The organism is Hyphomicrobiales bacterium, assembly GCA_030688605.1.
Taxonomy (GTDB): domain Bacteria; phylum Pseudomonadota; class Alphaproteobacteria; order Rhizobiales; family NORP267; genus JAUYJB01.
Genome location: JAUYJB010000108.1, coordinates 1 through 22410 on the forward strand (window position 1 = coordinate 1; position 22410 = coordinate 22410).

At 66.7% G+C, this 22410-nt stretch carries 22 protein-coding genes and 1 other RNA gene; 4 read left to right on the plus strand and 19 right to left on the minus strand.

Annotation, left to right across the window (positions count from 1 at the left end; genetic code table 11):
- Positions 1-43: 43 nt before the first annotated feature.
- From folP to ruvC, 13 genes are all read right to left on the minus strand, one after another.
- Complete coding sequence (folP, locus tag Q8P46_11770) at positions 44-1150, minus strand: dihydropteroate synthase (protein MDP2620831.1); 1107 nt, start codon at positions 1148-1150, stop codon at positions 44-46.
- 70 nt (positions 1151-1220) lie between these two features.
- Positions 1221-3161, minus strand: coding sequence for an ATP-dependent zinc metalloprotease FtsH (gene ftsH, locus Q8P46_11775; GenBank protein MDP2620832.1), 1941 nt, complete (start codon positions 3159-3161; stop codon positions 1221-1223).
- Positions 3162-3315: 154 nt separating this feature from the next.
- Positions 3316-4641, minus strand: coding sequence for a tRNA lysidine(34) synthetase TilS (gene tilS / locus Q8P46_11780; GenBank protein MDP2620833.1), 1326 nt, complete (start codon positions 4639-4641; stop codon positions 3316-3318).
- Positions 4628-5692 carry a tol-pal system protein YbgF gene (gene ybgF, locus Q8P46_11785; GenBank protein MDP2620834.1) on the minus strand — a complete coding sequence of 355 codons (1065 nt, stop codon included), beginning with the start codon at positions 5690-5692 and terminating at the stop codon, positions 4628-4630. The genes tilS and ybgF overlap by 14 nt, the downstream gene beginning before the upstream one ends.
- Positions 5693-5749: 57 nt before the next feature.
- Entirely contained in the window at positions 5750-6241 is a 492-nt protein-coding gene (gene pal / locus Q8P46_11790; protein MDP2620835.1) for a peptidoglycan-associated lipoprotein Pal, read from the minus strand.
- A 59-nt stretch (positions 6242-6300) separates the two neighbouring features.
- The gene (tolB, locus tag Q8P46_11795) at positions 6301-7653 is read right to left on the minus strand and encodes a Tol-Pal system beta propeller repeat protein TolB (protein ID MDP2620836.1); all 1353 of its coding nucleotides are present in this window, start codon (positions 7651-7653) and stop codon (positions 6301-6303) included.
- Positions 7654-7681: 28 nt separating this feature from the next.
- Positions 7682-8650, minus strand: coding sequence for a cell envelope biogenesis protein TolA (locus Q8P46_11800; GenBank protein ID MDP2620837.1), 969 nt, complete (start codon positions 8648-8650; stop codon positions 7682-7684).
- A 12-nt stretch (positions 8651-8662) separates the two neighbouring features.
- Positions 8663-9106: a protein TolR gene (gene tolR, locus Q8P46_11805; GenBank protein MDP2620838.1), complete on the minus strand. Its 444-nt coding sequence runs from the start codon at positions 9104-9106 to the stop codon at positions 8663-8665.
- Between the two features lie 3 nt (positions 9107-9109).
- Positions 9110-9829, minus strand: coding sequence for a protein TolQ (gene tolQ / locus Q8P46_11810; protein MDP2620839.1), 720 nt, complete (start codon positions 9827-9829; stop codon positions 9110-9112).
- A 279-nt stretch (positions 9830-10108) separates the two neighbouring features.
- Positions 10109-10573 carry a tol-pal system-associated acyl-CoA thioesterase gene (gene ybgC, locus Q8P46_11815; GenBank protein MDP2620840.1) on the minus strand — a complete coding sequence of 155 codons (465 nt, stop codon included), beginning with the start codon at positions 10571-10573 and terminating at the stop codon, positions 10109-10111.
- 4 nt (positions 10574-10577) lie between these two features.
- Entirely contained in the window at positions 10578-11612 is a 1035-nt protein-coding gene (ruvB, locus tag Q8P46_11820; protein MDP2620841.1) for a Holliday junction branch migration DNA helicase RuvB, read from the minus strand.
- A 178-nt stretch (positions 11613-11790) separates the two neighbouring features.
- Complete coding sequence (ruvA, locus tag Q8P46_11825) at positions 11791-12402, minus strand: Holliday junction branch migration protein RuvA (GenBank protein ID MDP2620842.1); 612 nt, start codon at positions 12400-12402, stop codon at positions 11791-11793.
- 190 nt (positions 12403-12592) lie between these two features.
- On the minus strand, positions 12593-13096 hold the full coding sequence (gene ruvC, locus Q8P46_11830) for a crossover junction endodeoxyribonuclease RuvC (protein ID MDP2620843.1): 504 nt from the start codon (positions 13094-13096) through the stop codon (positions 12593-12595).
- A 467-nt stretch (positions 13097-13563) separates the two neighbouring features.
- Between ruvC and Q8P46_11835 the strand changes: the two genes are divergently transcribed.
- The gene (locus Q8P46_11835; GenBank protein ID MDP2620844.1) at positions 13564-14622 is read left to right on the plus strand and encodes a hypothetical protein; all 1059 of its coding nucleotides are present in this window, start codon (positions 13564-13566) and stop codon (positions 14620-14622) included.
- A gap of 798 nt (positions 14623-15420) precedes the next feature.
- Positions 15421-15678 carry a GlsB/YeaQ/YmgE family stress response membrane protein gene (locus tag Q8P46_11840; protein MDP2620845.1) on the plus strand — a complete coding sequence of 86 codons (258 nt, stop codon included), beginning with the start codon at positions 15421-15423 and terminating at the stop codon, positions 15676-15678.
- A gap of 88 nt (positions 15679-15766) precedes the next feature.
- Here the strand turns inward: Q8P46_11840 and Q8P46_11845 are convergent, their stop codons facing one another.
- From Q8P46_11845 to Q8P46_11870, 6 genes are all read right to left on the minus strand, one after another.
- Positions 15767-16516 (minus strand): YebC/PmpR family DNA-binding transcriptional regulator, encoded by a 750-nt coding sequence (locus Q8P46_11845; GenBank protein MDP2620846.1) that lies wholly within the window; start codon positions 16514-16516, stop codon positions 15767-15769.
- A 99-nt stretch (positions 16517-16615) separates the two neighbouring features.
- Complete coding sequence (locus tag Q8P46_11850; GenBank protein ID MDP2620847.1) at positions 16616-17440, minus strand: TIGR00282 family metallophosphoesterase; 825 nt, start codon at positions 17438-17440, stop codon at positions 16616-16618.
- Complete coding sequence (locus Q8P46_11855; GenBank protein ID MDP2620848.1) at positions 17418-17996, minus strand: 5-formyltetrahydrofolate cyclo-ligase; 579 nt, start codon at positions 17994-17996, stop codon at positions 17418-17420. Before Q8P46_11855 ends, Q8P46_11850 begins: the two co-directional genes overlap by 23 nt.
- 72 nt (positions 17997-18068) lie before the next feature.
- Positions 18069-18228: non-coding RNA, 6S RNA (gene ssrS, locus Q8P46_11860), on the minus strand.
- Positions 18229-18303: 75 nt separating this feature from the next.
- Positions 18304-18669 (minus strand): cell division protein ZapA, encoded by a 366-nt coding sequence (gene zapA / locus Q8P46_11865; protein MDP2620849.1) that lies wholly within the window; start codon positions 18667-18669, stop codon positions 18304-18306.
- A 29-nt stretch (positions 18670-18698) separates the two neighbouring features.
- Positions 18699-18980 carry a DUF4164 family protein gene (locus tag Q8P46_11870; GenBank protein ID MDP2620850.1) on the minus strand — a complete coding sequence of 94 codons (282 nt, stop codon included), beginning with the start codon at positions 18978-18980 and terminating at the stop codon, positions 18699-18701.
- Positions 18981-19309: 329 nt separating this feature from the next.
- Here Q8P46_11870 and tkt point away from each other — a divergent pair, with 329 nt between their 5' ends.
- A complete protein-coding gene (tkt, locus tag Q8P46_11875; protein ID MDP2620851.1) occupies positions 19310-21346 on the plus strand; it encodes a transketolase in 2037 nt (678 codons plus the stop codon).
- A 26-nt stretch (positions 21347-21372) separates the two neighbouring features.
- Entirely contained in the window at positions 21373-22383 is a 1011-nt protein-coding gene (gene gap, locus Q8P46_11880; protein MDP2620852.1) for a type I glyceraldehyde-3-phosphate dehydrogenase, read from the plus strand.
- Positions 22384-22410 lie beyond the last annotated feature (27 nt).

Genomic DNA, 22410 nt, shown 5'->3' on the forward strand with positions numbered 1-22410 from the left:
GCTAATTACCTCAAGCATCGGGCGGATGTTAGCACTAAATTGTTCAAATTTTGTGAGCGACTCTTACAGATTGGTTAGCCGGCGCGCCATCCTTGTCGATTCCGCGGGCGCTGCACCAGGAATCGAGCGCCTGACGGGTTGCGGCAACGTCGTGGACGCGCTGGATCTGGACGCCCTCGGCGGCCGCCGCCAGCGCCATGCCGAGCGAGCCGAAAACCCGCGCCTTGGCGCGGGCGACGCCGGTGACGTGGCCGACAAAGCCCTTGCGCGAGGCGCCGACAAGGAGCGGCACGCCGAGGCCGTGATAGAGTGCAAGAGCCTCCATGATCTGCAGATTGTGGGCGAAGGTCTTGCCGAAGCCGATGCCGGGATCGACGGCGAGCCGCGCGCGCGCAATTCCGGCCGCCTCGGCCGCGGCGAGACGCTCGGCGAGCGCGTCATAGACCTCGATGACCACGGCGCGGTAGCTGGGCGTCTCCTGCATGGTCTTGGGCTCGCCCTTGCAGTGCATGAGCACCACATGGGCGTTCGAGGCGGCGGCGGCGGCAAGACTGTCCGGGTCATGGGTCAGGGCCGAAACGTCGTTGATGATCGCGGCGCCGCGCGTGGTCGCTTCGCCCATCAGCGCCGCCTTGCGGGTGTCCACGGACAGCGGCACGCCGCAGCCGGCCATGGCCTCGATCACCGGCATCACCCGCTCGCGTTCGAGCGAAAGGGCAACCGTATCGGAGCCGGGTCTCGTCGATTCGCCGCCGATATCGAGAATGTCGGCGCCCTCGGCGATGAGCCGCCGGCAATAGGCAACGGCCTCCTCGGGGCCGGCGAAGGCGCCGCCATCGGAAAAGCTGTCGGGCGTCACGTTGACGATGCCCATCAACAGCGGCCGGTCAAGCGATAGGCCGGCGAAGGCGCCGCGCGGGGCGGTGATGCGATCGAGGACGGCTGTAAGGTCGGGATCGCCCGCTTCGCTCAGACGGGCCGCGTCGAGGTAGCGGCTTTGCGCTGCCCCCGGTTTTCCTTCGATGACCATGGCGCCGGCAAAGGCGAGCGGGCCGCCGGCAAGCCACAGCGCCACCTTCTCGGCGACCAGCCGGCGCGCGAAATCGCCCGCGATCAGACCCACCGGGCGAAGATACAGACCTTGGCGCATCGTCTGGCGCGCTCTCCGGGCAAATGGAAAGCGGGGCCCGTGGGCCCCGCCTGAATTTCATGCCTGCCGGTCAGGCCTGGGGCTGCGGCTCCATGGCGCCGGTGTCCGGGTCGGTGCGCTTGCCCTTGCGGGTGGCGCGCGCCTTGCCGGCGGTCGGCACCGCGGAGGCGCGTCCCTTCGGCTCGTCGTCGAGGTCCTCGCGCACCGGCGCCTTGCCCGCCAAGAGGTCCTTGATTTCCGCCCCGGACAGCGTCTCGTATTCCAACAGACCGCCGGCGATGGTGTGCAGCTGGTCGGTATGCTCCTTGAGGATCATGGTCGCCGTCTCGTAGCCTTCATTGACGAACCGCTTGACCTCCTCGTCGACCAGCTTCTGGGTCTCGTCGGAGACGTTCTGGGTGCGGGCCACCGAATGGCCGAGGAAGACCTCCTCCTCATTGTCGCCGTAGGCGAGCGGGCCGAGCTTGTCGCTCATGCCGAACTGTGTGGCCATGGCGCGGGCCATCTTGGTTGCCATCTTGATGTCCTGCGAGGCGCCCGAAGTGACCTTGTCGTAGCCAAAGATCATCTCCTCGGCGACGCGTCCGCCCATGGCAACCGCCAGATCGGCCTTCAGCTTGGCGCGGGTCCACGACATCTGGTCGCGCTCGGGCAGGCGCATGACCATGCCCAGCGCCCGGCCGCGCGGAATGATGGTCGCCTTGTGCACCGGGTCCGACGCCGGCATGTGCATGGCGACGAGCGCATGGCCGCCCTCGTGATAGGCGGTGAGCTTCTTCTCCTCCTCGCTCATCACCAGCGAGCGGCGCTCCGAGCCCATCATCACCTTGTCCTTGGCGTCCTCGAACTCGCCCTGGGTCACCATCCGCTTGGAGCGGCGAGCGGCCAGCAGTGCCGCCTCGTTGACCAGATTGGCGAGATCGGCGCCGGAAAAGCCTGGGGTGCCGCGGGCGATGGTCTTCAGGTCCACGTCCGGGGCCATCGGCACCTTGCGCACATGCACCTTGAGGATCTTCTCGCGGCCGATGATGTCGGGGTTGGGAACCACCACCTGGCGGTCGAAGCGGCCGGGGCGCAGGAGCGCCGGGTCGAGCACGTCTGGCCGGTTGGTGGCCGCGATCAGGATGATGCCTTCGTTGGCTTCGAAGCCGTCCATCTCGACCAATAGCTGGTTCAGCGTCTGCTCGCGCTCGTCATTGCCGCCGCCGAGGCCGGCGCCGCGGTGGCGGCCGACCGCGTCGATCTCGTCGATGAAGATGATGCACGGCGCGTTCTTCTTCGCCTGCTCGAACATGTCGCGCACGCGCGATGCGCCGACGCCGACGAACATCTCGACGAAGTCGGAGCCGGAAATGGTGAAGAAGGGCACATTGGCCTCGCCGGCGATGGCGCGCGCCAAGAGCGTCTTGCCGGTGCCGGGCGGGCCGACCAGGAGCGCGCCCTTGGGGATGCGCCCGCCGAGGCGCTGGAACTTCTGCGGGTCGCGCAGGAATTCGACGATCTCCTGCAGATCGTCCTTGGCCTCGTCGACGCCGGCCACGTCCTCGAAGGTGACCCGGCCGTGCGCCTCGGTCAAAAGCTTGGCCTTAGACTTGCCGAAGCCCATGGCCTTGCCGCCGGCGCCCTGCATCTGGCGCCAGAAGAACACCCACACGCCGATGATCAGCAGCATCGGGAACCAGGAGATCAGCAGGCCGGCGAGCGAGGGCACGTCCTCGGTGTCCGGTTTGGCGGTGATGTTCACGCCCTTGGTGTAGAGCTGGTCGACGAAGTTGGTGTCCTGGGGCGCATAGGTCTGGAACGATCCGCCATTCTTGAAGCGGCCGGAAATCTGCTGCCCGGAAATGACCACGTCGCCGACATTGCCCTCGTCCACCGCGGTCCTGAACTGGGAGAACGGAATTTCCGTCGTCGCGGTGCGCGGGCCCGGGTTCTGAAACAGCTGATAAAGCGCCACCAGCGAAACCGCGATGATGACCCAGAGGGCGAAGTTGCGGAAGTTTGAGTTCATCTTCTAGCCTATATGCGCCTCGACGGAGGACCGGCATGGGGTGACACAGCGCGGCGTCCGCCCCTCCGGGCGCCGCTCGCGATGCCGATAACATAGGTCTTGCAGCGACCTATGCCAAGCGGCCCGGCCCTTTCAGCCCTCCAATAGCATAGGATCATGTCGAACCGGTTACCAGGGGAGCCAGCGATTCGCCGCGCGACAGAATGCTGCCGATGAATGTGGCCCGAAATGCGGCCTGCGGCCGCGCAACGGCAACGATATGCGGCGCGGCGACTATTTTTCCGTTGCGCCAGAAGGAGATGCAGGTGCGGCCGATGTGCGCCGGCAGGCCCGGTTTCTCCCCGCAAAGCCCGGCAACTTCCCGCCAGCCCTCTTCGCCCAGCGCCCGCACCGCGACCGGCCCCGCCTCCTCAGCGGCGATCTCGACGTGGAAGCGGCCGTCCCACAGCGCCGATTTGCCTGGATCGAGGCTGATTTCCGGCAGGCCGGCGCGTCCGGCCTCGCGCCAGATCAGGACCTCCTCGCGGCTCGCCGCGATGCGGCAGCCGGCAAGTGTCCAGCGGCCCCGATCCGTCTCCTTGAGGCCGGAGAAGAGCCGCTCGAGGCGCTCGAGGCGCGGCCGATAGGGCTTGCCTGCGACCGCCATCAGGGCGCGCGCCAACAGCCGCAGCGCGATTTCCGCGGGCGCCGCCGAGAGCGCCTCCCGGTCGATGGTGCAGAAGCCCGCCGGTTCCAGGCGCGCCGCCGCGCGGGCAAGATCGTCCGTCGCCGCTTCGAGCGCCAGTCGGGCGCGGCGCATATGCCGGGCGGTCGCGGCCAGCCGTTCGGCGCTCACGCCCTCCTCGGCCAGGCGTTCAAGGACGGCGCGCATGCGCACGCGGGCAAAGCGCTTGTCCTCGTTGCCGGGGTCTTCGATCCAGTCCTGGCCGGCCGCCTTGAGCGTCGCCTTGAGCCGCGCGCGCGGCACGTCGAGCAGCGGACGGAACAGCGTAATCCCCATCATCTCGCTCACCGCATCCATCGCCGACAGCCCGTCGACGCCGGAGCCGCGCGCAAGCCGCATCAAAAACGTCTCGGCCTGGTCGTCGCGGTGATGGGCGCTCACCAGGGCCGCGATGCCGTCGCGGTGGCAGGCCTCGGCCAAGAGCCGGTAGCGGGCCGCGCGCGCCGCGGCCTGGATGTTGCTTTTCGGCTTGTCGCCGCGCCAGGTGAGGATTTCGTGGGCCAGGCCGAGCGCGAGGGCCCATTCGCCGACGCTTTCGGCTTCCTTGCGCGAACCCGCCCTGAGGCCGTGATCGACGGTAAAGACGCTGAGTTCAGGCCCGCCCGCGCCCGTCTTCTTCCAGCGCGCCAGGAGCAGCATCAAGGCGGTGGAGTCGGCGCCGCCGGAGACCGCGACCGCAAGCCTCGGCGAGGCCGACAGGGCTGCGAACAGGCGGTTTGCCTCCGCCGCGCCGATCGGTGCGCTAGCAGCCGGCACCCTTTCGCTCCGCCCGCGCCCGATCCTTCATCGCCGTGGAAGCCTTGGGGAACTTCTGGCCGAACTCATCGAAGCTGGCGCAGGCCGCCTCCTTCTGGCCCAACGCCTGCAGCGACATGGCGAGCTTCAACAGGCTGTCAGGCGCCTTGTTGCTCGAACCGAAGCGCCGATAGCCGGTCAGGAAGGCATCGGCGGCTTCGCGATACTCACCCTGGGCGTAGAGGCTCTCGCCGAACCAATATTGCGCGTTGGCGGCGAGCTTGTCTTGCGGATAGCGGACGAGAAAGTCGGCAAACGCGCTCTGGGCGGCCTCATAGTCGCGCTGCAGAATGAAGGCATAGGCCACATCATAGGCGGTCTGCGGGTCGGTCGGCACGGCGAGGGTGACCTCGGCCGGGTTGCTGCCGCTAGGCGGCGGGAACGGCCCCGCGCCGCCGAGGCTGGGCGGCGTGCCGTCGAACCCGGGCTGGGCGCCGCCGAGGCCGGGCGGGCTGATGTCCATCGGCCCGGACTCGGCCGGGAAACCGGCTCCCGGCGGCGGCGCCAACGGTCTGATGCCGCCATAGGTCTGCGGCTGCGAAGAGGGCTGCTGCGGCGCCGGCGGATTTGCGCCGCCGAAGTTCTGGGGCCGCCACGAGTGCGGCGGCTCCGGCATCGGCCGCGACGGCACGCCCGCCGAACCGGTTTGTCGCGACGCGTCGGAGCCGTTGGCGCCGAGCTCGCGGAAGCGAAACTCGGCGTCTTCCTGGAAGCGGCGCAGATTTTCCTCGAGCTGGCGGATGCGAAACTCGTATTGCTCGATCTGGCCGGTCAGGTTCCTGATCTGAGCCTCGAGCTGGTCGATGCGCAGCGTCAGATCGGAATCGTTCGATTGGCGGCCGAACAGGCTGAACCTGGGGCTTGGCACCGGCTCGCTCGGCAGGGTCTGCGCAAAGGCCGGCGCGCTCCCGAAGACCGCCAAGGCGAGCGCGGGTCCCGCAAGGGCGCGCCAGCCGCGGCGCGGCAGGGCGCCAAGACGGCGCGAGCTTTGGGTTAGGGCTTGTCTCATCATCTCAATTAAGCCTTGTCATTGGGCCGGTCGCGCCCCCCAACGCCCGGCAGGGCCGGCCTAGCCGGTCTCGCTTCCGCCGATGACCGTCACCGCGCGGCGGTTCTGCGACCAGCAGGAAATGTCGTCGCAGACGGCAACCGGGCGCTCCTTACCATAGGAGATGGTGCGCAGCCGTGATACGTCCACCCCCCTGCTTACCAAATAATTGCGCGTCGCGGTCGCCCGCCGCGCCCCGAGCGCCAGATTATACTCGCGCGTGCCGCGCTCGTCGGCATGGCCCTCGATCAGGATCGGATAGGACGAATATTTTTTCAGCCACGCCGCCTGCTTGTCGAGCGTGTCGCGCGACTGCGGCGACAGTTCGGCGCTGTCGGTTTCGAAAAATACCCGGTCGCCGGCGTTGACAACGAAATCCTGGACGGTGCCGGGAACCGCCGCCACGGCGCCGTCGAGCGTGCTCGACGTCGTCGAACAGGCAACCAGCGTCAGCGCCGCGGCGAGAACCGCCCCTTTGGCGATGAAGCGCCTGAATTTCAGCATTATGCGCATCTTTTCGTCTCCTCTCCCCCAACACATGGAGGTCTTGCCCGGCCTGCCCGGCCGACGCGTCAGTTGATCAGGGGCGACCAGGCCGGATCCGACGCAAAGTGCGGCGTATCGATCTGGCGCTCATTGTAGCCGGTCAAATCGACCGACCACAGTTTCGGTCCGCCGTTCTCGCCCGGCGTGTCGCGAAAAAACATGATGACCCGGCCGTTCGGCGCCCAGGTCGGTCCCTCATTGTGATAGCCCTCGGTGAGAATGCGTTCCCCGGATCCGTCCGGCCGCAGCACGCCGATCAGGAAGCGGCCGGCATGGCGCTGGGTGAAGGCGATGAGGTCGCCGCGCGGCGACCAGACCGGGGTCGAATAGATGCCCTCGCCGAAGGAAATGCGCTGCTGGTTCGTCCCGTCGGCGTTCATCACATAGATCTGCTGAGTGCCGCCGCGATCGGATTCGAAGGTGACCTGGCGGCCGTCGGGCGAATAGGACGGCGCGGTGTCGATCGCCGGCGTATCGGTGAGCCGGGTGGTGGCGCGGCTGCGCAGGTCCATGGCGTAGATGTTGGCGTTGCCGCCGCTCTGCAGGCTCATGATGACGCGCTGGCCGTCGGGCGAGAAGCGCGGCGCGAAAGTCATGCCCGGAAAGTCGCCGACGATTTCGCGCTGCCCGGTCTCGATATTGAAGAGATGGACGCGCGGCTGGTCGCCGCGGCCGAAGGACATGTAGGTGATCTCCTGGCTCGTCGGGCTGAAGCGCGGGGTGAGGACCAATTCCCCCCCGTCCGTGAGAACCCGCATATTGGCGCCGTCCTGGTCCATGATCGCCAGGCTCTTGATGCGCGCGTCCTTGGGACCGGTCTCGTCGACGAACACGATGCGGGTGTCGAAATAGCCGCTCTCTCCGGTCAGGCGCTGATAGATGGCGTCGCTGACGACATGGGCGACGCGGCGCCAATTGTCCGGCGTGGTGAAGAATTGCTGCCCGGCCATCTGCTGGCCGGCCAATACGTCCCAGAGGCGGAACTCGGCGCGCAGCCGGCCGTCCTTGAGCAGGGCGACATGGCCGGTGACCAGCGCCTGGGCGTTGATGATGCGCCAGTCGCCGAAGCGCGGCGTCGCGTTGACGTCGCGGATCTTCTCGATGAAGGCGGCCTTGTCGATCGGCGCGAACAGACCGGAGCGGACCAGATTGCCCTGGATGACATTGGCAATGTCGGCGCCAAGCTGGGCATCGTCCGGATTGCCGCCGATAAAGTCGGGTATGGCCACGGGAAGCGGCTGGATATTGCCCTGGGTGATGTCGATCTCGATCACGGCATGGGCCGGACGCGGCCAGGCCAGCACCGCGATGGCGGCGATCACCAGGAAAGCCCTTCCAATCCGGGTCAGGGTCGCAAAGCCGGCTTTGCCTCGAGCCATATGACAGTTCTTCCGCTCGTCGCTACGATTATCCGCCGAGCATTTCGCGCGGATCGAAATTGACTTTGATGTCGCGCCAGGCGTCGTATTTTCCCGCCGGCAGCTCGTAGGGCTGGCACCGCAGCACCGCCCGCCGGGCGGCATCGGCGGCGGCCAGGAACGCCAGGCCGGAGCCGCGGCTGAGGATGTCCGGCGGCCGCAACAAAGTGCCGTCCACGTTGAGCGCGAGTTGAATCTGCACGGCCAGGTCGGCCGCGCCCTGGACGCCGATCGGCGGGCTCCAGCACGGCGAGATCTGGGCCCGCAGCGCATCGAGCTCGCTGATACTCATGCGCGAATCAAGGCCGCGCGGATCGCCGGCGCCGGGAGGCTCGTCGGCGATCGGCTCGCCGCCGGCCGGCGCTTCGGCCTCCGCCGGTACCTTGTTGAGCAACGCCGCGATCTTGTCGGCATCGAAGGTGCGCTCCTTTTTTGGCGTCGCCGGCGGCGCGGGCCGCGGCGCATGTGCCGGGCGCACCGGCGGCAGCGGCGCCAGCGACACTTCCTTGTCCGGCACGCTTTCCGCGGTCTTTTCGGGCTCCGGTTTCGGCTCGGCCGTCTTCGGCGCCGGCGCCGCCTCCGGCTCAGGCTCCTTCTTCGGCTCCTCCACGCGGGGCTGCGGCCTCGGCGCGACCGGCGTCGGGGTTGCGACCTTCGGCTCCTCGGGCTGCGGCGGCGGAGGCGGCGGAAGAGCTGCGACCCGCTTCAGCTTGTCCGTCTCTTCGCCGCTGCTGGTGTCGGGCTTCTCCGTCTCCGGCTTGCTCGGCGCCTGCTCCTTCTCCTGCGCCGGCTCCTTGACGCCTGCCTTCAGGCGGGTGAGCTCGGCCACCGTGACGATGTCGACGGGAAGCGCCTTCATCGGCTCGATCTCGTACGGCCTGGCCGTCGGAAAGGAGAAAGACGCCCAAGCGATAACCGACAGATGGGCGAAGAACGATATGGCGAGACTGACGCGCACGCTTGTCTCCCGTCAACCTTGCTCTTCCAGCTCGGTCACCAGCGCGATGCGCTGGAAGCCGGCGGCGCTGATCGTTCCCATGATCCTCATCACCGTGCCGTAGTTCACCCGCCGGTCGCCGCGCACATAAATGCGCTCCTCATAGCCGTTGGAGGCTATGGCAAGCAGCTTGGGAACGATTTCGTCGAGCACGATTTCGGTATCCTGCAGGTAAATTTTCCCTTCCGTATCCACCGTGATGGTCAGTGGCTCCTTGTCGCCCTGAAGCTGCTGCGCCTTGGTCTGCGGCAGATCGATCGGCACGCCGACCGTCAACAGCGGCGCGGTGACCATAAACACGATCAGCAGCACCAGCATGACGTCGACCAGCGGGGTGACGTTGATCTCCGACATCGGCCGGTAGCGGCTGGTCCGCCGCCGCCGGATATTGCCATTTCCCGCCAATCCGCTGGCCATGGATCAGCCCTGCTCGTCGAGCTGGCGCGACAGAATCGCCGAGAACTCGTTGGCGAACCCTTCCAGGCGCATGGCATGGCGCGCCAGATGATGCGAGAACTTATTGTAGAACACAACCGCCGGGATCGCCGCCAGCAGGCCGAGCGCGGTGGCGAACAACGCCTCGGCGATGCCCGGGGCGACCACGGCAAGGTTGGTGTTCTTGCTCACGGCGATGGCCTGGAAGCTGGTCATGATCCCCCATACGGTACCAAAAAGGCCGATAAAGGGCGCCGTCGAGCCGACCGTGGCGAGGAACAGGAGCCGCCGTTCGAGGCGCTCCATCTCGCGCGCGATGGTCACGTCCATGACCTTCTCGATGCGCGTGGCCAGGCTGCCGCGCGGGCGTGCGCCGCCTTCATGCGAGCGCTTCCATTCCCGCATGGCGGCGACAAACAGCGCCGCCATGGAGCTCGTCGGCTTGTGAATGAGGCTGCCATAGAGCTCCTCGAGCGACTGGCCCGACCAGAACACCTCCTCGAAGTGGTCCGCCTGCCGCTCGACGCGGCGCACGATCAGATACTTCTCGATAACGATGGCCCAGCACCAGACGGAGGCGGCGATGAGGCCGATCATCACGCTCTTGACGACAATATGCGCCTGCAGGAACAGCGCCAGAAACGAAAAGTCGCCCGTCGGCGCGATGATCGCAGCCTGAAAAAGTTCCGCTGAGCTAGCGGGCATCGGCATGGCCTCGTCGGTTGCGGGCGTAAATGGATGAAGTCGGAACGATCGCATCCAACAGGGTACCGTGTCGCGCCACCCGCATGCGCCGCGGCATGCCCGGTGGACCCTGCCCCCGTGACGGGATGACCCCCCATAAACCCCACGAGTTGCGGGAGAATTGAAGGTCAATATTGTCTAAACTATGACACATGGATGCTGGCACCGGTGTCCCTTTGGACCCCCGCGACTTGTCACCCGCCCAGACTTAACGGGTGGTAAACACGCGATGCCGCCAGCCTACTCGGAAAGTGGTTCAAGATAGGGCGCAAGCCGGCTCTTGAGGGCGGGCGGAAGCCTTCGCGGGCGGCCGCGCTTATCGACGACCACCACCTTGACGCGCGCCGTGAACAGAATTTCGCCGTGACGGAGGATGCGCTGGTCAAGGCTCAGCGCCGCGCCCGACAGCTGCGCGAGCCGCGTTTCGACCTCCAGGGCGTCGTCCATCCCGGCCGGTTTGAGGAAATCGATGTCCATATGGCGCACCGCGAAGGCGAGCGGCTCGCCGGAGGCGGGCGCCTGCAATTGGCTGTGAAAGAGGCCCGTCAGACGCAGAAAGTCCGACCGGCCGCGCTCGCAGAAACGCAGATAGTTGGCGTGATAGACGGCGCCGGAAAAATCCGTGTCCTCGTAATAGACCCGTACCGGCAGGACGTGGCGGCGGTCTTCGAAGCGGCCGGCAAGATCCGGCCAGCGTTCAGCCATCCCGCTACTCTTCGAACAGACCGGGTGCCGCGCCCGGCGGCGCGGCGAGGCCGAGATGGGCAAACGCAAGCGGCGTCGCCACCCTTCCGCGCGGCGTGCGCTGCACGAAGCCCTGCTGGATCAGATAGGGCTCGATGATGTCCTCGATGGCGTCGCGCTGCTCGTTAAGCGCCGCCGCGATGGTGTCGGCGCCGACCGGCCCGCCGCCGAACTTTTCCGCGATGCAGCTAAGATAGCGATGGTCCATGCCGTCGAGGCCGCGCGCGTCGACCTCGAGCTGGCGCAGCGCCGCGTCGGCCACCTTGGCGTCGATCAGCCCTGCGTCCGCCATGGAGGCGAAGTCGCGCACCCGGCGCAACAGCCGGCCTGCGACCCGCGGCGTGCCGCGCGCGCGCCGGGCGATCTCGTGCGCCCCTTCCTCGGCGAGCGCCACGCCGAGCACCCGCGCGCCGCGGCGCACGATGTCCTCCAGCTCCTCGACAGAGTAGAAGTCGAGCCTGACCGGAATGCCGAACCGGTCGCGCAAGGGCGTCGTCAACAGGCCGGAGCGGGTCGTCGCCCCGATCAGCGTGAACCTCGCCAGATCGATGCGCACCGAGCGCGCCGCCGGCCCGGCGCCGATGATCAGGTCGAGTTGATAGTCCTCCATCGCCGGATAGAGGATTTCCTCGACCGCCGGGTTGAGCCGGTGGATCTCGTCGATGAACAGCACGTCGCGCTGTTCGAGATTGGTCAGCAGCGCCGCGAGATCGCCCGCCCGGACGATCACCGGGCCGGAGGTGGCGCGGAAATTGACGCCGAGCTCGCGGGCGACGATCTGCGCCAGGGTGGTCTTGCCGAGGCCCGGCGGGCCGACGAACAGCACGTGGTCGAGCGCCTCGCGGCGCTTCTTGGCCGCCTCGATGAAGATTTTCAGATTGGCGCAGACCTGGGCCTGGCCGACGAACTCGGCGAGCGTCCGCGGGCGCAGGCCATTGTCCGGCCCGTCCTCGCCGTTCGTCGCCGGGTCGATGATCCGTTCGGCTCCTGTCTCGCTCATTGCGCCGACTCCGGCGATGCATCGGGTATCTCCTCCCCCCTTGCGGGGGAGGGTGGCGAGTTCGATTGCATCGAACGAGCCGGGAGGGGGCTGTGGGGGCTTGGCGAGCATACCCCCCTCCCGACGCCTTTGGTGTCGACCTCCCCCGCAGGGGGGGAGGTGGAATAGGACGGCTCGCTCATCGCGCCAGCTCCTTGAGGCCGAGGCGGATCAGCTCCTCGGCGCTCGCGCCGTTGCCCCGCGCCCGGCCGGCCGCCGCGATGGCGGCGGTCGCCTGCACCTGGCCGTAGCCGAGATTGACCAGCGCCGAGACGGCGTCGGCGGCGGGGCCTTCAAAGGCGCCGGCGAGACCGGCGATATGGGCGAGCGCCGGGTCGGCCACGGCGATCGCCGCGCCCTTGTCCTTCAATTCGCCGGCGATGCGGCCGGCCACCTTGGCGCCGACGCCCGGCGCGCGCGCGATCGTCGCCTTGTCGTCGAGGGCGATGGCGCGGGCAAGATCGCTCGGCGTCAGAGTCGACAGGATCGCCAGCGCCACCTTGGTGCCGACGCCCTGCACGGTGATCAGCAGGCGGAACCAGTCGCGCTCCGCGTCGGTGGCGAAGCCGAACAGGCGGATCGCGTCCTCGCGCACATAGGTCTCGACCGCGACGCTCGCCGCCTCGCCGACGGAAGGAAGCGCGGCCAGCGTGCGGGCCGAGCAGGTGACGTGATAGCCGACGCCGCCGACATCGACGATCACCCAGTCGGGCCCGTATGAGTCGATGATGCCCTTGAGCTTTCCGATCATGGCGCACCGCCCCCGGCGGCGAGAAAACATCCCTCCCCCCCTGAGGGGGAGGGCGGCGAGTTCGATGGCATCGAACGAGCCGGGAAGGGGGTGAGCGGGCGCGGAGAGCATACCCCCCTCCCGACGCCTTTGGCGTCGACCGCCCCCGCAAGGGGGGAGGTGAAATACCAACGGTGCCTCGAGAAGCCGCTCATGCCACCGCCTCCGGCACGCGCGCCGTGCGATGATGCGCGTGGGCGATGGCGATGGCCAGCGCGTCGGCGGCGTCATCGGACTTGAAGGTCGCGGTCGGCAGCAGCACGCGCACCATCATGCGGATCTGCTCTTTGCCGGCATGGCCTGCGCCGACGATCGCCTTCTTGACCGCGTTCGGCGCATATTCGAACACCGGAATGTCGCGGCTTGCCGGCGCCAGCAGGGCGACGCCGCGCGCCGCGCCGAGCTTCAAGGTGGCCGTCGCGTCCTTGTTAACGAAGGTCTGTTCGACGGCGACCTCGTCGGGCGCGAAGCCGTCGAGCACTTCCTTCAGCGCATCGTGTAGCTCCCGCAGCCGCCTGGCGAGGCCGAGATCGGCGTTGGAGGTGGCCGTTCCGCTGGCGAGAAACGACAAAGCGTTGCCGTTGCACGCGATCACGCCCCAGCCGGTGCGGCGCAGGCCGGGGTCGATACCGAGAATGCGAATCGGGCGCGTCATTGCGCCCCCAGGATTAGCGCGAAAAAGTTTCAACAGGAAGGAAACAGGAACGAGGGGCGCCGGCGAGGACGCCGGTTTGGCCACCGCCGCAACCTGCCAGGAGCGGGCTCCAACAGGAGTGGTTGCAGCACGCCTATAATTAATCTAAAAGTTGAAAGTCTGCACATTGAGCTTTGTTTGTCATAGGGTTATGCTTCAGGGGCAGACGCGCCGGATATCGAAGATCTCTTGCCCGGCGTCAAACGGGTCGCTCAGTAGAGAACGGTCTGCGCGTTGGGGGGTGTGTCGTTGTGACGGGTGTGCGGTCGGCTGCTTGCCGTTCGGCGGCGGCAATATCGAGTGCATTGGGCAAGGTAGCCGCTATGAGTCGGTCGCCTCGCCCGCCCATCTTCCTGGTGACGGGTGTGCGGTCGGCTGCTCGCCGTTCGGCGGCGGCAATGTCGAGGGCGTTGGGCAAGGTAGCCGCTATGAGTCGGTCGCCTCGCCCGCCCATCTGCCTTGTCCTGCTTTTCATGGGGCTGCTGCGGGTGGGGCTGCTGCTCGCCACGGCCGTTCACGCGTCCGGCGTCCTCGCGGTCGATGGCAAGGGCTGTCCGTCGATCGCCGACCATCAGCGGTTCGTGGACGAAATCGTCAATGGCAATGTCGACTATACCTATCCTCCAAGCTGCATCGATCTGCCCAGCCAAACCCGGGTAAGCGATCCCATCGAAAGTAAGCTGGATCGTTTCGGCAGCGAGACGACGGAATTCATCCTGGTCGACGTGGCCGGCAGGGGGCGGTACTGGACCCTCGCCTCCTGGGTGAAACTGACGCCGTCCGAAGCCGAGCCGGCGCCGGCCGGAATCAAACCGGAGCCCTCCGAGCCGGAGCCCTCCGAGCCGCAGTCCTCCGAGCCGCAGTCCTCCGAGCCGGAGTCCTCCAAGATCGAATCGGCGCCGGCCAAGACCGAACCGGAGCCGTCCGAATTCGATTCGGCGGCACTGGAAATCGAGCCGCCGCCGGGCGAAGCCACCGGGGCTCTCGGCCCGTCTCCCTTGAACCTGAAGGCGTCCCAAGTCTGGTTTGCGGAAGAACTGAGGAAACGCTTCGAAGACTATATTCCCATTCGCGGTTCCGAGTTTGCCTTCGACCAGGTCGCCACTCTTCCGAAGGACATCACCAGGTTCGATTTTTCGGCCAAGGAAACCGTCATTACCTTTTCGGTCGCAGGCTCGCTGAGACTTTCGGCGCTCCCTCCTCCGTTCAAAGTCACCGGCGGTGCCGAGGACGGCGGCTACAAACTCTATCTCCAGGCCTACCTCTTCTCTCCGACTGGGCGCCTGGTCTGGATGCAGCAGGGCGAACCAAGGGAAGACGCACCGGTGAGCGCAAATGGGGGGTCGGTCACCTTCAACCTGATCGACACCTATATGGGCAGTCTCGCCGGGCACGAGCTCCTGGTCGTCGCCGCCGGCGACCGCATCCTGCCCGAAGCGTCCCGCATCCCGGTGATCCTCGGCGCCAAGAAAATACGCTTTCCCTAATCCGCCTCCCCTTGACGGGCCGTCGCCGCGCCGAAGCGGCTCTGGCCGCGCAGACGGAGAGGGTGGCCCGGCCCCGGTTCTTGCCCTCCGGGGTATCGCCTTCGGCGATCCCGAGGACAAGCTCCGGCAAGCCCGAGGACAGCCAAGAGAAGCCCCAAACCAAACATTCCCTCCCCCGTGACGGGGGAGGGATGCGAAGCGTTGGCGCGGGCAAAGCCTGCGCCTTACGCGAAGCCGGGTGGGGATGTGGCAGCGTCCCCTTTTCACGCCCCGGTTGGCCGAAGATGCGGCCGGACAATGGCCAAGAATCGCCGCGGCGGGCGCTTCGTGGAGCGCCAGTTAGTTGAGTAGCGGTGCGACGTGAAGCGCCCGCTCCCCCGCGTCCTATTGGGCGAAGGAGTAAAGATAAGGCAAGACCCGGAGCAAAGCGGCTCGCGGCAACGGTGAAGCTTGCTCTTTGGCTCTTTGACAGCGTGGTCGTGTGGCAGGGGCCGCGGCCAGTCCGCAGTCGTCGTCACCCGGCTTGACCGGGTGACCCAGTAGCCTCGGAGTTCAATCATTGACGCTGGGGGTTACTGGATCCCGGCTCTCCGCTTCGCCGCGGCCGGGATGACAACAAGAGGCGGGCCCGCGGCCAGCCCTTACCGGTCTCCTCCCAGGTCAACCGTGTGACCCGGTCGCCGCGGCGCCTGTTCCGCGCCCTTGCCCGCCCCTGCCCGGTCCATCTGTTACAATAGGGTTTCGATGGTCGGGCAGGATCCGCCCGCCCTTCCGAGCGCAATAATGGGGCACGTCCCGATGGATTTCGTGAGCATCGTTATCTTGATGTGTATCGGAAACGCGGCCGGCTGGCTGACCTTTTTGTATATCGAGGGCGGCGGGGTCGGTCTGATCCAGGGCGTAGTTCTGGGGTTACTCGGCGCCTTTGTCGGGGGAATATTGCTGGCGCAGGGGTTGCCCCAATATGGAGTCGTCAGCGTGATGATCGGGGGGGCGTTCGGGGCCGTTTTCTTGATCCTGTTGGTGCGTAGCCTGTTGGTACGTGGATCAAGATGAGAATGAAATGCGTCTCTTCACCCTGAGGAGCGTGCGAAGCACGCGTCGCGCCCCTAGAGCGGTTCATGGTTATAGGGAATCATGACCCTCACGCCGCCGTCAGCCGCGACATGACCTCGTCGGCGACGTCGAAATTGGCGTAAACGTTCTGCACATCCTCGTCCTCGTCGAGCGTGTCGAGCAGTTTCAACAGCGTCGCCGCCTCTTTCTCGCCGACGGGCGTGAGGTTCTGCGGCTTCCACACCGCCTTGACCTCCTCGGCCTCGCCGAGGCGCGCCTGCAGCGCGTCGGAGACGGCGCCGAGATCCTCGAAGGCGCAGGTGACGACGTGGCCGTTGGCATCGCTCTGGACGTCGTCCGCGCCGGCCTCGATGGCGGCTTCCAGAACCTTTTCCGCATCGCCCGCTTCGGCCGCGTAGCGCACCTCGCCGACGCGGTCGAACATGAAGCCGACGCTGCCGGTCTCGCCCAGCGTGCCGCCATTCTTGGTGAATGCGGCGCGCACCGCGCTCGCGGTGCGGTTGCGGTTGTCGGTCAGCGCCTCGACGATGACGGCGACGCCGCCGGGGCCATAGCCCTCATAGCGCACCTCCTGGTAATTCTCCGCCTCGCCCCCCTGGCTTTTCCTGATGGCCCGCTCGATTTTGTCCTTGGGCATGCTCTGGGCGCGCGCGTTCTGCACCGCGAGCCGCAGACGCGGGTTCGCCGCCGAGTCCGGATCGCCCATCTTCGCCGCCACGGTGATCTCCTTGGCGAGCTTGGAGAACAGCTTCGACTTGGCCGCGTCCTGGCGGCCCTTGCGGTGCATGATGTTCTTGAATTGCGAATGCCCGGCCATGGCGTGCATATCGTCGAAATTGCGGGAGCGATCGTCGGGGCGGTTTATAGGCCGGCCGGCGCGGAAAATCCAGATGCAGGTCTGCTTGGTCGCGTGGGCCTACTCGTTCCAGAACGCCGGCAGGGTCGGCTCCAGCCGTCCGCCGATGCGCACCGGCGCAAGGTCCGTGGCCAGTCCGGTCATGTTGTCGATCTCGACCGCCAGCCCGGAAAAGGTCGCTTCGCCGCCCGCCGCCTCGAAGCGCGACGAGGGAACCTTGGTCAGGAAGCGCCGCAGCGGCTCCTCCTTGTCCATGCCGATGACCGAATCATAAGCACCGCACATGCCGATGTCGGTCATATAAGCGGTTCGGCCGGTGAGCAGCTGGTGATCGGCGGTCGGCACATGGGTGTGGGTGCCGAACAGGACACTCACCCTTCCGTCGACGAAATGGCCGGCGGCGAGCTTTTCCGAGGTCGCCTCGGCGTGGAAGTCGACAATGATGACGTCGGCGCCGATGCCGAGCGGACAGGCATCGAGCTCGCGGGCGAGGGCCGCGAACGGGTCGTCGAGCGCATCCATGAAGACGCGGCCCAAGGCGTTGATCACCAAGACCCGCGCGCCGGAGCGGGCGGCATAGATGTTGGCGCCCTTGCCGGGGGTGCCGGCCGGATAGTTGATCGGCCGCAACAGACGCGCCTCGCGCTCGATGAAGACGAGCGCCTCGCGCTGGTCCCAGACATGGTTGCCGCTGGTCACCACGTCGGCGCCGGCGTCGATCAGTTCGGCGCAGATCGCCTCGGTGATTCCGAAGCCGCCGGCGGCGTTCTCGCCGTTGAGCACGACGAAATCGATGGCATGATCGGCGATCAGCCGCGGCAGCCATTCGAGGACGATCCGGCGGCCGGAGCGGCCGACCACGTCACCGACGCAGAGCAGGCGCATCGGACATTCCCTCAATGACGATGGGCCCCTCCTCGGTTAGGACCCAGTCGAGGCGGGCATCATAGTCGAGACGCGGCCCCGCCGGGATTTCCTGAACGGCGAAGGCAAGGCCGATGGCCAGGATCGGACCCTGCCTGCGCAGCGCCGTCAAGGTTCGGTCGTAATAGCCGCCGCCATAGCCGAGGCGATAGCCCTCCCGGTCGAAGGCCAGAAGCGGCACCAGCAGCACCTCGGGCTCGACCACGGGCGCATCTTCCGGTGGGATCGGGATCCCTGCCCGACCATCGGCCAAGGGCTCGCCCGGTGCCCAGCGGCGAAAGATCAGCCGTTCGCCGCGCTTTGCAATCACCGGCAGCGCGGTCGCGTGGCCGGCCTTGGCCAGTCGCGCCATCAGCGGCAGGCAGTCGAGCTCGGCGCCGATCGGGTGATAGGCCGACACCGTCTCGTGGCCTGCAAGATGCGCAAAGCCGAGCCCCTCGTCGGCGATCCTCCGCGCGGCGGCCGACCGGACATCGGCTTCAAGCCCGTCGCGGCGCTCGGCGGCGACAGCTCTCAACCGCTTTTTTTGCTCGACGACAGACATGGAAAGAACAATCGAGGGGCGCACGGGAAAGGCCGGAAAAGCACTGGCGGGCCGCGCCGGCCGTTGGAGGTTTTCGATCCCGGGACACCTAGCAGTCTAGGTGGGCGCCGTGTGAAAGGGCCCACGGGCCCGATCAGGGACAGCTCCCTTGAGGATCGATAAGGGCCCGGGGATACGTCTCTCCTGACGTGCCGGGCAGCACCGCCAACCCCAATCTAGGACGGCTGAGTAAATTGTCTACTCATTGATGCGCGAGCCCGGATGTCGCGGCGGCGCAACTTCAGCGCCCGCCCGCGCTGAGCCTTTCGGCCATCTCCTCGATGCGCTCGGCGGCGATATCGAGGTTGCGGGCGGCCGCCTCCTGGGTTTCCTGCAACCGTGCCGCGGCCAGATCGTGCGCCGCGCTCAGCCGTTGCACCTCTTCCTCCAGACCGCCGATGCGCCGCCTCGCCTCGCCGAGCTCATCGGCGACCATGATCGCGGCCATCAGCAGAAGCCGCGTGTCGCCAACCTGGCCGACATGGACCTTCAGGGTCTCGACATGACGCCCGACATGCTCGGCCAGCCCCAGCAAATGCCGTTCCTGCCCGTCGTCGCAGGACATCTTATAGCTGCGCCCATTGATAGTTACGGTGACTTCCGACATTGCCACATCTCCTGATCGACAAGATTGGATCAGCCGCCGGGCTCGGTGATCAGTTCCTCAATGGTGCCGATCGCCGCCTGAAGACGATGCGCCACATCGTCGTTGATGCCCTCGAGTCTGACATTTCGTTGCTTCAACCGGTCGAGCTCCTGGGCCAGGCGCGACCGGTCCTGCGCGATGGCGTCGATCTGCTGCTGCAGATCGCCAACCATCTTGCCGGCAACCTCCTGACGATCCAGGGCAATTTCGAGAGCTTCTATTGCCGCGTTGAGACGGCGTGCCCCAAGCTCCAACGACCTGTCATCCGCCATTCCAGGTCCCCCTCGCCTATATATAATACTGCATTTCACCGCGCTAATCCACGCCGCGCAAATCAAGAATGCACAAAAGTTTATGCGACGCAACACCTTAGCGCAATCGCGTTAAGCCTTGTTCCAACAACGGCGCCGAGACGGTGCGGATAACCCATCAGTGTCGTTGACTCACATCGTTCAAATGGTATTTGTGAGCGCCCCCGACGGGGGGATGCATACGCACGCCGGGCCACCAACACACGAGCGAGCTCTCGTCCCGCCCCATGTCGGAAAAACACGCGCAAAAGGTTGCCCGATCCGGCAAGGCGCCAGGTCCGGCGAGCGCCGTGCCGGTCCTTGATTCCGGCAAGCTCAAGCGCATGGCAACGGCGCTGCGGGCGCTCGCCATCGACGCCGTGGAGGCCGCCCAGTCGGGACATCCGGGCCTGCCGCTCGGCACCGCGGATTTCGCCACGGTGCTGTTCGCCAAGTTCTTGAAATTCGACGCAACCGAGCCAAATTGGCCAGACCGCGACCGATTCGTTCTGTCGGCCGGGCACGGCTCGATGCTGCTTTACGGGCTCCTGCACCTGCTCGGCTACGAAGAGATGCGGCTGCAGGACATCGAGCACTTCCGACAGCTTGGTTCGCGCGCTGCCGGCCATCCCGAATACGGGCTTGCCGCCGGCATCGAGACGACCACCGGACCGCTCGGCCAGGGGATCGCCAACGCCGTCGGCATGGCCATCGCCGAACGACATCTTGCCGCGATCTTCGGCGACGCGCTGGTCAACCACCACACCTACGTGCTGGCCAGCGACGGCGATCTGATGGAGGGAATCAGCCACGAGGCGATCTCGCTTGCCGGTCATCTCCGGCTCGCCAAGCTGATCGTCCTGTTCGACGATAACGGCATCAGCATCGACGGACCGGTCTCATTGACCGAATCAGGCGACCAGATCGCCCGCTTCCACGCCGCCGGATGGGACGCGACCAGGATCGACGGCCACGACATGACTGCCGTGTGCCAGGCCCTGGAGGCGGCCAAGGCGAGCGACCGGCCGAGCCTGATCGCCTGCCGCACGATGATCGGTTTCGGCGCGCCGCACAAGCAAGGCACCGCCAGCGTCCACGGCGCGCCGCTGGGCGCGGAAGAGGCGACGCTGGCCAAAGTTGCGCTCGGATGGGAACACGAGCCCTTCGAGATCCCCTCGGAGATCCGCGATGCCTGGCGCATCGCCGGCCTGCGCGGCGTGAAGGGCCGCAAGGCCTGGGAAAAGGTGCTGGCCAAGAGCAGCGCCGACACCCGCGCCGAGTTTGAGCGGCGCATGCGCGGCGACCTGCCGGCCGGCCTCCGCGAAGCGCTCATAGCCCACAAGACGCGGCTCGTCGAGGAGCCGAAGCCGGTCGCCAGCCGCCGGGCCTCGCAGATGGCGCTCGAGGTCATCAACGCCACGGTGCCGGAAACCATCGGCGGCTCGGCCGACCTGACCGGCTCCAACAACACCAAGACCGAATCGACGCCGGTGATCACCGCGGACGACTTCTCCGGCCGCTTCATCCATTACGGGGTGCGCGAGCATGCCATGGCCGCGGCCCTGAACGGCATGGCGCTGCACCGCGGCGTGATCCCATATTCGGGGACCTTTCTGATCTTTTCCGACTATTGCCGCCCGGCGATCCGCCTTTCGGCATTGATGGGCCAGCGGGTGATCTATGTAATGACCCATGACTCGATCGGGCTTGGCGAGGACGGCCCGACGCATCAGCCGGTGGAGCATCTTGCCAGTCTGCGCGCCGTTCCCAATCTGTGGGTGCTGCGCCCGGCCGACGCGGTGGAGACCGCCGAATGCTGGCAGTTGGCGCTGGAGCGCCGCGACGGGCCGAGCATCCTCGCTTTGACCCGCCAGAACCTGCCGCCGGTGCGCGTCAGCCACGTCGACAAGAACGCATGCGCACGCGGCGCCTACGTCCTGGCGCCCGCGTCGGACGACGCCAAGGTGACGCTGATCGCCACCGGCTCGGAAGTGGCGCTGGCGCTCTCCGCGCGCGTGATGCTGGAATCCGAACGGATACCGACCTCCGTCATCTCGATGCCGTGCTGGGAGCTGTTTGCAGCACAGAGCAAAAACTACCGTAACGCGGTCATCAACCCCAAAACGGTCCGGATCTCCGTCGAGGCCGGCTCGACGTTCGGCTGGGACCGCTATGTCGGCGAGAACGGCGTCGCCATCGGCCTCGACAGATTCGGCGCCAGCGCGCCTTATCAGGATCTTTACAAGCATTTCGGCATAACCGCCGACGCAGTGGCGGCGGCGGCGCGGGCACGGCTTCTTGCCGCCAGCGAAGAGAAAGACGCAACAGTCGGCGGCAAGACCGGTTAAGAAGCGGAATTCAAGAGGAAGAGGCGATGGCAGTTCGCATTGGAATCAATGGGTTTGGACGGATCGGGCGACTGGTGCTGCGCGCCATTGTCGAATCCGGCCGCAAGGATATCGAGGTCGTCGGCGTCAACGATCTGGGACCGGTCGAGATGAACGCCCATCTGTTGCGCTATGACAGTGTCCACGGCCGGTTCCCCGCCGAGGTCGTCGTCGACGGCGATACGCTCGATGTCGGCCGCGGCCCGGTCCGGGTCACCTCCGAGCGCGATCCGTCGAAGCTTCCCTGGGCCGATCTGAAGGTCGACATCGCGTTCGAATGCACCGGCCTGTTCACGTCCAAGGAAAAGGCCTCGGCGCACCTTGCCGCCGGCGCAAAACGGGTGCTGATCTCCGCACCCGCCAGCAATGCCGATCTTACCGTGGTCTACGGCGTCAACGACGACAGGCTGACGGCCGAGCACAGCGTCGTCTCCAATGCCTCCTGCACCACCAATTGCCTCGCCCCGGTGGCCAAGGTGCTCAACGACGCGTTCGGCATCGACAAGGGCTTCATGACCACGATCCACGCCTTTACCGGCGACCAGCCGACGCTCGATACGCTGCACAAGGACCCCTATCGCGCCCGCGCCGCGTCCATGTCCATGATCCCGACCTCGACCGGGGCGGCGCGCGCCGTCGGCCTGGTTCTACCGGAGCTCAACGGCAAGCTCGACGGCGTCGCCGTGCGCGTTCCAACGCCCAACGTGTCGATGGTCGACCTGAAGGTCGTCACCAGCCGCGCCACCAGCGTCGAGGAGGTCAACGACGCGGTGCGCAAGGCGAGCCGGACGAACAGGCTGAAGGGCATCCTGTGCTACACCGACGAGCCGCTCGTCTCCGTCGACTTCAACCATGACCCGGCCTCCTCGACCTTCGCCACGCCGCAAACCAAGGTCATGGACGGCAATCTGGTACGGATCCTGTCCTGGTACGACAATGAGTGGGGCTTTTCCCACCGCATGGCCGACACCGCGGCGGCCATGGGCAAGCTGATCTGAGTTTTCCGCTGCCCGGCAACGTCCGGG